8 protein-coding genes are annotated in these 13,337 nt (G+C 34.6%); all 8 read right to left on the bottom strand.

Features of this window, described 5'->3' with window-relative positions; translation table 11 throughout:
• Window positions 1-83 precede the first annotated feature (83 nt).
• The 8 genes from JO950_RS18755 to JO950_RS18720 all read right to left on the bottom strand — a co-directional run bounded on the left by JO950_RS18755 (window position 84) and on the right by JO950_RS18720 (window position 12,803).
• The gene (locus tag JO950_RS18755; RefSeq protein WP_202704008.1) at window positions 84-764 is read right to left on the bottom strand and encodes a phosphonatase-like hydrolase; all 681 of its coding nucleotides are present in this window, start codon (window positions 762-764) and stop codon (window positions 84-86) included.
• A gap of 215 nt (window positions 765-979) precedes the next feature.
• Complete coding sequence (locus tag JO950_RS18750; RefSeq protein ID WP_202704007.1) at window positions 980-2,137, bottom strand: TIGR03364 family FAD-dependent oxidoreductase; 1,158 nt, start codon at window positions 2,135-2,137, stop codon at window positions 980-982.
• Window positions 2,138-2,423: 286 nt separating this feature from the next.
• On the bottom strand, window positions 2,424-3,707 hold the full coding sequence (locus JO950_RS18745; protein WP_202704006.1) for a DUF5690 family protein: 1,284 nt from the start codon (window positions 3,705-3,707) through the stop codon (window positions 2,424-2,426).
• Window positions 3,708-3,854: 147 nt separating this feature from the next.
• Window positions 3,855-6,731 (bottom strand): TonB-dependent receptor, encoded by a 2,877-nt coding sequence (locus JO950_RS18740; protein ID WP_202704005.1) that lies wholly within the window; start codon window positions 6,729-6,731, stop codon window positions 3,855-3,857.
• 1,351 nt (window positions 6,732-8,082) lie between these two features.
• On the bottom strand, window positions 8,083-8,442 hold the full coding sequence (locus JO950_RS18735; RefSeq protein WP_017495681.1) for a YegP family protein: 360 nt from the start codon (window positions 8,440-8,442) through the stop codon (window positions 8,083-8,085).
• A 59-nt stretch (window positions 8,443-8,501) separates the two neighbouring features.
• Complete coding sequence (locus JO950_RS18730) at window positions 8,502-10,016, bottom strand: PAS domain-containing protein (RefSeq protein ID WP_237732390.1); 1,515 nt, start codon at window positions 10,014-10,016, stop codon at window positions 8,502-8,504.
• A gap of 450 nt (window positions 10,017-10,466) precedes the next feature.
• Window positions 10,467-11,117 (bottom strand): response regulator transcription factor, encoded by a 651-nt coding sequence (locus tag JO950_RS18725; protein WP_202704003.1) that lies wholly within the window; start codon window positions 11,115-11,117, stop codon window positions 10,467-10,469.
• 90 nt (window positions 11,118-11,207) lie between these two features.
• On the bottom strand, window positions 11,208-12,803 hold the full coding sequence (locus tag JO950_RS18720; RefSeq protein ID WP_202704002.1) for a HAMP domain-containing sensor histidine kinase: 1,596 nt from the start codon (window positions 12,801-12,803) through the stop codon (window positions 11,208-11,210).
• Window positions 12,804-13,337: the final 534 nt, after the last annotated feature.

The following is a 13,337-nucleotide window of genomic DNA, read 5'->3' as shown; positions in this document are numbered from 1 at the left end:
ATTGTTAATTGTTAATTGTTAATTGTTAATTGTTACTTCTCACTTCTTGCTTCTTACTTCTAACATTATTCACATCTAACCGCTCACCCCATAACACTATAAAGCGATGCCAACGAATTTAATATGTAATCGGGCTGGGCTGCTTCAAGCTGCTGTCTGGTTTGTGCGCCGGATAAAACACCAATAGTTACGCCACATTTGGCATTTTTACCTTCTTCAATATCTATCGCAGAATCTCCTGCTTTTAGAACTTTTGAAGCATCTGTAATCGCAAACAATTGCATGGCTTTGTATATCATATCCGGAAATGGACGTCCCAACACTACATCATCAGCGGTGATTAAGGCATCGTATTGGTTTCCTTCCTTCCAGTTCAGCTTTTCTAATAAGGTATTCGCAACGTGACTGCTGTAGCCTGTGTTTAGTACCACTTTTACACCGTCCTTTTTTAAATTTTCAAAAATATTTTCAATGCCTTCTATAGGTAAAACGGAAGCTGAAAGATATTCTTTGTCCAGTGTTTCTTTAAAATATTCGAATATTACATCTGATTTATTCTCGTCTGTGATGTTATTGTATTCTAAAATATCCCTGATCGCCTGATGTTTTTCTTTTCCCGCTCCTAATGACAATACCGATTCCAAAGAAACCCCGATCCCGAAGTTGTTGATGGATTTATGCAATGTTTTGTAAACTATATTTTGCTCATTTATTGTTGTTCCGGCCATATCAAAAACAACCATTTCAATTTCATTAATTTTCATTTTGTGTATTTATTTTAATAGCCAAACAGGCTGTTTTTTTTAGTTTATAGTTGATGGTTAATGGTTGATCGTTTGTGTTATTTCTCTAAAAAAGACTTTAATTATAGATTATATACTATGATTTAAAATTATATTTGTTTCAGGTTTCAGGTTTCAGGTTTTATCCAAAACTCATAACTCATAACTCATAACTCATAACCCACATCTCACAATCCCTAAGCATTAAAAATCATATCAATATTGTGTTTGGCAAATCCTGCGCTTCCCGTCATGCCCTTTCCTCCTATTCCGGTTATGATGTGAATATTCTGGTCAACAGTGTATTCGAAAATATCTTTGGTCTTGCATTGCGAGTACATTCCAAACCATCTGTTCTGGATTTCATAAGTAGGCAAATCGATTATCTTTTTGGCTTCTTCAATCATAAAATGATCGATGTCCATATTCAGATCAAATCCCAAAGAATCAATATCTTTTGCGGGAGCATACTCATGAGAATCTCCTAAAATTACGGAGCCGTCAAGGGCTTGCTTGAACAGGATATGAACGCCATACTTCTTCTCAAAACTATCCGGATTTTCTTTTGCTTTGATGGTCTGATACGATTTACATTCTTCAAACGATTCATATCTTCTGATGGTCAATCCCGTTAAAATAGAGCCGTCCAATCTGTAATTGTTCTGAGGTTTCGTCTGCAGCATCTGCAATTTAGAAACAATCAGATCGCTGTTGTTGTAAATCTCAGGATATAATATTTTGAAATCACTTCCGTTACAAATAATAATTTTTGAAGCTTTGTATACCTCACCTGCTGCAGTTCTTGCTATTACTTCATCGTTTAGGTCCTGGGTTTCTACGACCGTAGTGTTTACAAACAAATCAAGTCCAAGATTGGCTGTCATAAACTGGTGCAATTTGTGAATCATTGTAGAAGGTTCAACGGTAACTTCCTGCGGAAAAAACAATCCTCCTTTACAATAGTCAGCACGTAAACCGTCGTATTTATTCAGGCATTGCTCTTTGGTTAGCAAATTAGATTCGTAATCATTCGAAATATTAATCTGATGGAGCTCTTCAATCAATTGCAATTCTTCTTCATTTGAAGCCAGATAAACAGTTCCGTTCTGACGAAGATTGATCTCAAACTGCGATTGAATATCTTTATAAATCTTTAAACTTTCTTTTCCAAAATTCTGCCATTTTCGATCCATTCCAGACGGTACAACCTGTCCAAAATTTCTAACGGTCGCGCCTTCCGGTTTACTGTTTTTTTCCAGAATGGCAACCGACATTCCTTTTTTCAGGGCATGGTAGGCGTGAAATGTGCCCAGAACTCCCGACCCGACAATTATTAAATCATACTTCTCTTTCATGTTTGTGTTTTTATGTGTTTTACTGTTTTACTGTTTATTTGTTTTTGGTTTGTTGTTTCAGGTTTCAGGTTTCAAGTTTCAGGTTTCAAGTTTCAGGTTTCAAGTTTCAAGTTTCAAGTTTCAAGTTTCAAGTTTCAAGTTTCAGGTTTCAAGTTTCAGGTTTCAAGTTTCAAGTTTCAAGTTTCAGGTTTCAAGTTTCAAGTTTCAAGTTTCAGGTTTCAAGTTTCAGGTTTCAAGTTTCCCTCGGCGTCTCAAATCTCAAATCTTGCATCTCACATCTCATAACTCACATCTCATAACTCATAGCCGTATGAATCTTAGCAGTTTTTCTAAACTTCCTTTTAAAATAGTTAAAGGACATGATGGTAGTGATGATCCCAACAAAAGAGAGCAGATAAATACAGGTGGTAAAAAAGCTTAACAGGGAAATATTCTTGTCGCCAAAATTTTTAAAAAACAATACCAGTACGCTTCCTAAGTAACCAAAAGCATCTGCGATGTAAATTAAAAATCCGGTATTTCCATCAATTTTATAGGTGGCAATCATACGGTCAAAAAACAGACCGTTGAACGGAATGTAGCAAACGTACATTCCAAATCCGGAAATTATCATCCATGGAACTGGTGATATTAAATGTTTTTGAAACAATAAGGTTGTAATCCCTATAAGTACAGAACCTACGAGCAACACCAAATGATAATTTTTGAAGGCTTTGTAGTTGTTTTTCATACTTCCTAAAAATCCTAAAATGACCAAAACAGCTATCGCAATCGGAATTTCGGAGTACATATAAATCGAAATACTCTCTTTGTATCCCAAAGAATCCCATAATTCTCTTGCAAAATTATCTCTGAATTCACGCATTGCCGTTAACATGGCATAGAAAATGATCAGTATGGTCAACGGAAAAGCAAATTGTCGGAATAATGATGCACGTTCTTTTTTATCTAAAGGTCTTCGTTTGGATCGCAACGCTAAATCTTCGTCATCCGGATTTGGGATTTTTTCCAAAAACAATGAAAATACGATTAGCGGAACAATAAAAAGCAATCCCGAAACAAAAGGCATCCAAAACTCATTGCATCCCAAAACCTTCAGAACAAATACTCCCACAGATTTTGCCGCTCCTGAGGAAACGATAAAACTCGAGCATAAAATTACCCCCAGTAATTCAGTTGTTTTCCGGCCTTCGATATAAGAGAAAACGATTCCCCAAATCATTCCTAAAGGCAATCCATTGATGAATAAAAATAGAATGTTGTAAGGTGCCGGTACCAAAGCAAAACCCAGCAAAGCCAATTCTGAAATGGCGATAAAACTGATTAAATATAAAATTCTCCTGGCCGACTTTAATTCGGATATGATTTTGATTCCTAAAAATTTAGAAAAAGTATAGCCTAAAACCTGCGCTAAAATGAGCAGAATTTTATAATCTATTCCCCAAAAAGACAACTGATCGAAAGTGGCGACCGTAAAAGGTTTTCTGAAGGCATACATACAAAAATAAGTACCGAATGCCGCTATGGACGTTTTGAGTATGAACCTAAAATTAGACGCTTTTTTAGACATTAGTTCTTAAGTTTTAACGTGAAGAGGTTGTGATCAATGTGAAATAAGTACGGTTGTTTTAGAAACCCGTTGATTGCAGCAGATTAAAAAAAAAATAAACTGTAAAAATAAAATCTGCCCACATCCAACGGGTTAACTTAAGGTTGTCTATAAATTATATTTTAAACCAAGGTTAAACTTTAATCCATAATATTCTACTTGTTTCGGACGGTTTGGTGTTTCTCCAAAATGGTACATCAAAGGCTCGTTCAATACATTGTTTACATCACTGAAAATGGTAAAATGATCTCCAATTTTATAGGAAGCAGAAAAATCAAGCGAGTTGTATTTACCGTAATAAATATCATTCATGTCTGTATTTTTAGCATTGGCATCAAAACTTGTGGCATAAGCTCCCTTGTGATTAAAGGCAGCTCTCACATTTAGTTTGCCGCTCTCATAAAACAGTTGTATATTGTATAATTCTTTTGCCTGATAAGGTGTTGACACTTTTCTTCCGTTAGGATTGTTAGCATTTTTCCCTAACGTCATTTCAGAGTCCATAAGAGTTGCATTGATCTGAGTTCCAAAATATTTCAGGAATCCCGGCAAGAAGCTAAATCTCTTGGTAATTCCAAATTCAACTCCACCAATCCATGCATTTCCTCCGTTAGCAGGTGAACTGATTTCTATATCCGGAATTCCGTTTATGGTACCCTGATAAGTATCGTCAAAAATTGGATCTGTAATCGATTTGTAGAATACTCCGGCATTAATGATTCCTACTTCGTCAAGGAAATACTCTCCCAACAAATCAAAGTTCCAGGAATAGGTAGGGTTCAAGTTTGGATTTCCTCCTGCATACTCTCCGTCAATAGTATTTAGCGAACCTGCAGGTGAAATATCTCCAAAATTAGGTCTTGCAAATGTCCTGGTTGTGGCAAAACGAAGGTTCAAATTCTCAATCGGAGTGTACTTTACGTGCAACATTGGAAGTACGGAGGTATACGTTTTAGTATTCTCAGCATCTACCACCACATTGTTTTCTACAGTTTTACCGGTTACCTGTGTGATAGTATTGGTTACACGCAGACCTCCCAAAACAGTCCATTTATCCGACAGATTATAGGTTGACATCGCATAAACAGAAGAGGTTGTCTCCCCTACATTAAAGTTTCTTCCTAATCCTTTACCCAGTTCCGGAATCTGCGAATCAGCAGGATTTAAAACCAGATTTGCTTTGGAGGTATTGAATAATTTTGTCATTCCATCCGCTGATAAAACCGGACCGAAACTATTTCCAATCAAAGTGCCTGTTTCTTTCCTTAAGTAATCTGTACCTCCCGGTTGAAGAATTAAATCAGAAGCATAGTTGGATAAATAAGGGGTTGGAGAACCTGTCCAGTTGTAATACTCGTCTCTAAAAGTTGCAATACGATCTTTATCTGTTACTTTCGCTCCAAACTTCATTTTAAGATTCTCATTAAAATTGTGCTCGTAGTTGACTGCCGCAATAATGTTGTCTCTTTCTACGATGTTGATTTTGTATAATTCTAAAGTAGAAAACTTCATTTTTGTCGGATCTGTTTTGAAATTTGGATCGGAATAAAAATCAAATATTGACTTTGGATTGCTTGGATCCATAATTCCACCATCAGCAGCCCAATACGCTCTTGGACCTCCTGCTCCACCATTGGCAAGCGGCACTGTTTTTAAATATTCGGGTTTAACACCTACTCCCGTTTGATTGAACTGAATTAAAAAATAACTGTTGTCTTCTGCATTTGGGATGTTGCCATACTTAAACCTGTTTCGATAAGAAGCAAGACTCCAATCTAATTTTCCGTTCGCTAACTGATGTTTCCCTCCCAAATCAAGACCTAAAAATTGTGTCATTAATTGGTTGTGAATATCTTGTTGTTCCACCGTTAATGCATTTGTTGTACCATTGAATTTATCAAATCGGATACGGTGTTTGTAATGTGTTTCTTCATCTGTAAGTCCGCCATAAGTTACTTTTAGAAAAATTTTATCTCTAGATGAAGGATTAAACTCCATTGCACCATTCAAACCTGTGGTTTTTCTAACTCCGGTGTAATCTCTCAACTCCAATCTGTAAACGCCCTGATCACCTTGTCTTCTCGCCTCGTAATTATCGGTTGCCCAGTTTCTGTCCCAATACGTACCATTGATAATGTATCCAAACTTTCCATCTTTACTTTTGTCCCCTATTGTAAGTGATCCACTATAAATTCCTTTATCCGATTTTTGATTGTATCCGCTAAAAACACTTGCTTTAATTGTTCTTTTCGTTGGAGCGGTTTGTGTAGTAAAATTGACGCTTCCGCCAATCGCATCACCATCCATGTCCGGTGTAAGCGCTTTAGTAGCTTCAACGTAGGCGATAAGATCTGAAGGAAAAAAATCAAATGCGGTAGCTCTCGAAGTGGTTTCTTCTTCGGCAGTTGGAATTCTGTTTCCGTTAATTGTAGTTGACGACCAAAATGGCGGCAATCCTCTCACCGATACAAAACGTCCTTCCCCCTGATCGCGCTCTATCGAAACTCCCGGCATACGCTGTACGGTTTCGGCAGCATTACGATCCGGAAGTTTTCCAATCCCGTCGGCTGCAATTACATTTACAATACTCATTGATTTTTTCTGCATGTTCAATGCTCTCGCCTCACTATTTCTTTGGGTCATTCCACTAACCACAACTTCATTAAGTTCTTTTGAGTTGGTTTGCAGCTGAATTGTACCTAAATTCAGTTTTTGATTGTCAGTAATTTCAATCTGTATGTGTTTCACTTCATATCCGATATAAGAGATTTCTAATTCGAAGCTGCCTGGTCTGACATCCTGAATGGTAAAATAGCCGCTAAAATCTGTTGTAGCTTTTAGATTATTAGACAATATTATGGTAGCACCCGGAAGCGGAGACTGTGTGTCGGTAATTGTTCCGCTGATGCTTGCCTTTTGAGCCATTATGTTTGGAGTAAAAAGTGCAACCGAAAAAATTAAAATTGCCTTGTAAATTGTTTTCATGGTTAATTTGTTTACAAATATTAAATTTATACAAGCAAATAAACAATGAATTTTATAAATAGTAAATAATCAAAAATTATCTAATTGTTAAAGAAAAGAAAATTAAGGGGTGTAATTTGTTAAGTATTTGTAAAAAAATAGTTTTATAATCCTTGAAATATTGGCAGAATAGTGGCGGATTTACATCTTTAAAGTGAGGAAATTCAAGGAAAGTGGCAGATAAAATACTGCAGGGAGCCGAAGTTAAGTCTTGATTAAGCGCAACTTCCTTGTAAAGTCATTTTTTTACTATTTGTAAAATATTAACCTCCTTTTTTACAAAAAAAAGAATTAAAATAAAACGGGCAAGTAACAAAAGACACAAATGTTTTTCGGCTTATAGCAGATCAAGAACAGAAGTTGCAGAAAAAAGGGCTGAAAGCCCGAAAAGCAACAGCATAGTACAAAGTACTATGTGTTAGATCAAGATACAGCATTGCCCTGAAAGGGCAAAAGCAATTTTAGTTCCCAACAAATTCCAATACAAAAACGTTCGCATTTTTAGAGAATCTTACACAAAATATGTGGGATGACTATATTTTCGACCTGGCTTTTGCCCTTTCAGAGCGTAAACTATAATTGCCCTTATCATTCATAATGCTGTACACCATGCTAATGCTAAAGCTCTTTCAGAGCAAATCTAACCAGAAAGGGCTGAAAGCCCGAAAAGCAACAGCATAGTACAAAGTACTATGTGTTAGATCAAGATACAACATTGCCCTGAAAGGGCAAAAGCAATTTTAGTTCCCAACAAATTCCAATACAAAAACGTTCGCATTTTTAGAGAATCTTACACAAAATATATGGGATGTCTCTCTTTTCGACCTGGCTTTTGCCCTTTCAGAGCGTAACCTATAATTGCCCTTATCATTCGTAATGCTGCACACCATGCTAATGCTAAAGCTCTTTCAGAGCAAATCTAACCAGAAAGGGCTGAAAGCCCGAAAAGCAACAGCATAGTACAAAGTACTATGTGTTAGATCAAGATACAGCATTGCCCTGAAAGGGCAAAAGCAATTTTAGTTCCCAACAAATTCCAATACAAAAACGTTCGCATTTTTAGAGAATCTTACACAAAATATGTGGGATGACTATATTTTCGACCTGGCTTTTGCCCTTTCAAGACGTAACCTATAATTGCCTTATAACTTGAGTTTACTGAAAACAAAAAAGACCGCAAAAGCGGTCTTAGCTGTGTAAAATACCAATTAAATTATCTAAAAAACGATTCCGTTATTACAATCCGGAAAACGACAAAAGTTCATTGTTTTATAAAATCAAACCGAATGGCAGACGGTTTTATTGAATAACTCTAAAATGCTGCACTCTCAGCCAATACTGTATTAGAGTGATCTTCTACAATAGCATGTGGTGCATATTTTCTAAATTCCAGTATTCCTTCATCGCGGGAATCTCTGTCTTTAAATATTTTACTTGTTCCGATAATCTTTCCGTTAAAAGCTTTAAGATTAAAGTATCTTTCATCTTTTGAATTGGTTTTCCGGAAGAATTTTGTATTGTCCTGTGAATTAACTTTTACCGATTCAATCCCTTTCATACACATGAATTTTCGGGTATAATCGCCACTGCTTAAAATAATTTCACCATTTTTATTTACAAATTCGAATTGAAATTCTCCATTGGCTTTTTTAATAACGATAAATTTTTCCATTCTAAAAATAATTATTTATGTAATCTGAAATTCTATATATAATGCGGAACGCAGCACCCTTATTCTTTAAAAAAGACTTTAAAAGTTGTACCCTCTCCTACCTGACTTTCTACTGTAATGTTTCCATTCATAGATTCGATCTGATTTTTTGTAATGTATAAGCCCAAACCGTTTGCTTTTTCGTGTTTGTGAAATGTTTTATACATTCCAAAAATTAAATCTCCGTGTTTCTTAAGATCAATTCCCAAACCATTATCTTTTATGGTGAATACCTTTCTTCCATTTTCTCTGAAAAAATTAAATTCGACGATCAGTGGTTTTTTAGGATCTGCATATTTTATAGCATTGCTACTTAAATTTTGCAATACACTTTCAAGATATGCCGGATTAAAATGAACCACTGCTTCAGGGGAAACGTTGTTGATTATCGTAACATTACTCTTGTTGTTATAAGCATTAACAATATTGAGTACCCTATTTAAATAACTGTTTAAATTCAGTGCCTCGATATTAATTTCGGCATTGTTCTGAACATTTACAATTTGCGACAAATCTTCAATTGTTTTACTAAGATCGCCGGAAACCGCACGCAGGTATTTTAATGTTTCAACTTTTTCATCAAAACCTTCTTCTGAATCGATCAAGTCCAAAAGAACTTTAAAATTACCTGCGTGCGAGTTTAGGTTATGAGAAACGATGTGCGAAAAATTCAACAATCTGTTGTTCTTTTCTTTATACACTTCCATTTCTCTTCTTAACTCAAGCTCTTTTTCTTTTTGAAAAGAAACATCGCTGTAAGTTCCTATTACCTTTAATGGTTTTCCCTCAAGATCACGCTCGGTCACCATTCCTTTACTGAGAATCCATTTGTATTTTTTATTTGAAGTTAATACACGTTGAAAATTTTCGTAAAAAGGAGTTCTGTTATCAAAATGATCATTAAATGCCTTTTGACAATCTTCAACATCCTCCGGATGTATCATTTTCTTCCATCCGTCGCAAGTGTGAGCAATATCAGACGCTTTCAATTCCAGTATATTTAAGGCTTGCGGCGAATAATAAATTCGATCATTGGTTAGATCCCAATCCCAAATACCTTCATTTGAAGTCATCAGCATGAACTTAAAACGTTGTTCCGTTCTTCTGAGTTTTAACTCCTGCTCCTTTAATTCGGTAATATCAGTTATACGGCCATAAAATTCCGTACTTCCATCTTTATTGACTAGCCTTTTTGAAGTCACCTTAAACCAACTTAATCCGTTGAAAGGCAATTCTGCCCTGAACACAACACTCCATTTTCTTCTTTTTTTAATAGCGTCGAATAAAGAGTTTTTCACCCTTTTTTTATCATCCTGATGAATTCGATCGTATATAGAAAGTACGGTATTAGTAAACATCTTATTGGATAAAACTTCAAACATTTCATAAGTGGCGTCATTTATAAAGGGCATCTCATAATCGTTATCTGCCGAAATCGTAAATACGAAAAGAGCGTCCTGAACCTCATCAAATGCTTTAGATTTAAAAACATTCACATTTGCTTTCTTCTTTGTATTATAAAAATCGAATTCCATAGTCTTACTTTTATACATTCCCTTTCTATTAACTGTAGTTTTCTTTAGCATTAAAATTTGCATCAGATTTTAAAAGCACTATTTGTTGATCAGACGGCGATCTTCTAAAAAAATAAAAATTGACCTGACTTTTATAACCCAAAAAACAAAAGCAAAAACAAAAAAAGCCGTCCGTAACAACAAAAGAGTGTCTTTTAATACAGGAAGCTAGATGCTGAAAAAAAATAATCCATTCTGCTACAAATCCATCTTATTTATAAAGTTCCAGCAACTGCGTCTTCCTGACAAAACAAAAATACATGCAATAAAATCAATACGTTATAGAACATGGAACACCTTGTTGTAGAATTATTTCTACAGAAAAAACATCACAAAAAAAATAATAATCACAAAAAAAACAGGCACTTAAAAAGTCCTGTTTTTTAAAGTATGTTTGAAACACGCCGTTTATCAGTCCGCATACAAATGAAAAACTTTGATCAAATCGGCCAGATTATCAATTTCAAGCTTTTCAAAAATCCTGTTTTTATAGGTGCTTACCGTTGTTTTCTTAATGTTCAGGTGTTCAATTATTTCGAGGTTGCCATAGCCTTTAATTAAAAGCTGTGCCACTTCAATTTCTCTGTTAGACAATACATCTAATGGATTTGTTGGTTTTTTTGAAATATAAGAGTCCAGAATCCTGTCTTTAAGATTCTGTGTAATATACTTTCCGGACAAAATCATCGAACTGATTGCGTTTTTCATTTCTTCCTCCGAAGTTTCTTTGTTCAGGTATCCGGATGCTCCCGCATTCAAATACCGCATTGCATAAATATTCTCATCATAAGCGGAGAAGATCAGTATTTTCACTTCGGGCTGGATGGATTTAATCTCTGTTATGATACTGATACTGTTTCCGTCAGGAAAATTTACATCTAAGATTAATAAATCTATACTCTGTTCTTTTAAAATAGTAAGGGTATCCTTAAAATTTCCGGCTTTATGAATTAAAGCATTCGAAAATAACTCTTTTATCATCAAAGAAACGCCTTGTCGAACCACACTATGGTCATCAGCTACTAAAAAGCTATAGTTATTGGATGGGGATTTCATTTTCATTTACCTAATTTAGGGTTGTTTCAGCGCTTTTCTCTAACTAATTGCCTTTTTACTGTCAATATACAAAAAGTATATTAATTTGGTCTTATTTTAAACTAAACTTATGAAGAGGTTGAAAATAATCGTTGTCCCTTTGCCTTCTTCGCTCTGAACATCTATTTTCCCATCAAACAATTCTACAATTTCTTTACACAAATTGAGCCCCAAACCTACTCCAAGATCGTTTACTTTTCCTGAAACGGTACCCTGATAATAAAGTTCGAATATGTTTTTCAGGTCATTCTTGGCAATTCCAATTCCACTGTCTTCAATTTCTATTTTTAAATTTACTTGCTTATCAGAGGTCTTCTCGAGATCCATCGCAATTTTTATCAATCCATTTTCGGTAAACTTATTCGCATTCCCAATAATGTTATAAAAAAGCTGATGAATTTTTGCTGCATCAGAATTCACTTCAAGATTTGAAATCAGATTAGAATTAACTTCAATCTTATTTCCTTTACTTTCAACCAATGAAGCCATCGAATGAACAATCTGATGAATTTCTTCCTTAAGCAGGAACTTCTTATTGTTCAATTTGGGCTCATAATTTCCGTCTTTCGAATACTCCAGAATCTGATTGGCCAAAAGAAGCAATGAGTTTGTAGTAAACTGAATTGATTTAAAAGTATCTTTTATTTCGGCATCTTTTATAGAAGCACTAATCATCTTACTGTAAATAGAAATAATACTTAAAGGCGATCTTATTTCATGACTGATCATTCCCATAATTCTGTTCTTAAAATTCAGGTTTTCACGGATCTGCATCTGAGCAGTAGTCAGTCTTTTTTCGTATTGGAAAGCCAGTCTCGTGAAGCCGAAAAGCACAAGCGAAACGATAAACATCATCAGTATCAAAATCCCAATGGTATAACTTCTCGCTATTTTATTGGATTCGTACTGCTTTTGCAATTGTTTCTGAGTATTGTCCTGAAGCAATTTCAATGAATTATTGTAATTCGGCATAATCGCCGACTCTAAATTCAGTAATTCGTTATTGAATTCTTTTAGTTTAGCATCCTGATCTTTTAAATTAGCAAATGACTTCTTTAAGTTCTTAAACTGCTCTTCGTAAAATTTATTGGTGGTATTAAACAGGTTCGCAAACTGTTCTTCGATACTTCCGGTAACTACTTTGTTATCGTATTTCATCGTAACCGTAATATTCAGCTTCTCTTTTTGCACATCGACTTTTCCGGCCAAAGCAGCTCCCAATCTTGAGAATAAACCTTTTTTAGATACACTGTCTACGGTCATATAAGAGTCCGTTTTAATGCTGTCTAAGATCTTTTTATACTCAAACTTGTTTAATTTAAAAGGCTTTGACAAAACGGTTTTATCGGAATTAATCTGCGACTCAATAATAGAATCTATACTGGATTTTATAGCCTCTACAGAATGCTCTGACTGATTCTTTTCTTCCAGAATCTTCATGAATGCCTTATTATCTCTGGTAATTAAGCTTAAGCTGTCGATCAGACGGCTGATCTCATTTAAAGAAGCAGTATACTTATTCCGTGATTCTTTATCTTTATAATAGGTATAATTATTAAAGCTCTTTTGAGAATCAACAAATGAATTATTTATACCGCTGGTGAAATGCGTTATTCTGTTCAATGAATCCATCGAGTTTAAAGTCTTCGACATTTCTGTTTCATTAGACGATTCGTTGTACCAAATAACTATTGCAATTATTTGTAAAAGAATAACACAGGCTATTAAAGTGTAGTGAATTATCTTTCTGTGTTTGAACTTTAGTTTAAAAAAACTAAAAGTACTATTTAAGGAATGTTTTCTAATCAAAATTTATATTTTAAAATGATAAATAAAATAATGAGTCACAGAATCAAATCAATAACTCATGCCACTTTTTTAATTAGGTATCGAAAGAACATCCTGAATGATGTACTACATTTTGAATAAATATTGTTCTATAGCAAAAATTAGCAAATACTAATTCTGTTTTTAATACTGATAACAGATCTTATTCCTCTAAGATACTCTTTCTTTGTTTAAAAAACAACAAAGCAGAATACTTCTCTATCAATAGTAACCATAACACAACAGATATTTAAAAGAGATTTGGGGGATCGTTTTTTTAGAATAAATGTGTTTTATACAAAAACCTTACTTTATTCTATTTTTTAAATATATAATTGTTTCTATTTTCTTAATAAGTAG

Origin of the sequence: Flavobacterium sp. UGB4466, from assembly GCF_903469665.1 — a bacterium.
Taxonomy (GTDB): domain Bacteria; phylum Bacteroidota; class Bacteroidia; order Flavobacteriales; family Flavobacteriaceae; genus Flavobacterium; species Flavobacterium lipolyticum.
Note: the sequence above shows the minus strand (reverse complement) of the source record. Positions and strands in the feature narration are given on the sequence as shown.

Bases quoted from the DNA above. Each gene is read 5' to 3' on its own strand.
- JO950_RS18755 (WP_202704008.1), bottom strand. From the start codon at position 764: ATGAAAATTAATGAAATTGAAATGGTTGTTTTTGATATGGCCGGAACA.
- JO950_RS18750 (WP_202704007.1), bottom strand. From the start codon at position 2,137: ATGAAAGAGAAGTATGATTTAATAATTGTCGGGTCGGGAGTTCTGGGC.
- JO950_RS18745 (WP_202704006.1), bottom strand. From the start codon at position 3,707: ATGTCTAAAAAAGCGTCTAATTTTAGGTTCATACTCAAAACGTCCATA.
- JO950_RS18740 (WP_202704005.1), bottom strand. From the start codon at position 6,731: ATGAAAACAATTTACAAGGCAATTTTAATTTTTTCGGTTGCACTTTTT.
- JO950_RS18735 (WP_017495681.1), bottom strand. From the start codon at position 8,442: ATGGAAAAATTTATCGTTATTAAAAAAGCCAATGGAGAATTTCAATTC.
- JO950_RS18730 (WP_237732390.1), bottom strand. From the start codon at position 10,016: ATGGAATTCGATTTTTATAATACAAAGAAGAAAGCAAATGTGAATGTT.
- JO950_RS18725 (WP_202704003.1), bottom strand. From the start codon at position 11,117: ATGAAAATGAAATCCCCATCCAATAACTATAGCTTTTTAGTAGCTGAT.
- JO950_RS18720 (WP_202704002.1), bottom strand. From the start codon at position 12,803: ATGTCGAAGACTTTAAACTCGATGGATTCATTGAACAGAATAACGCAT.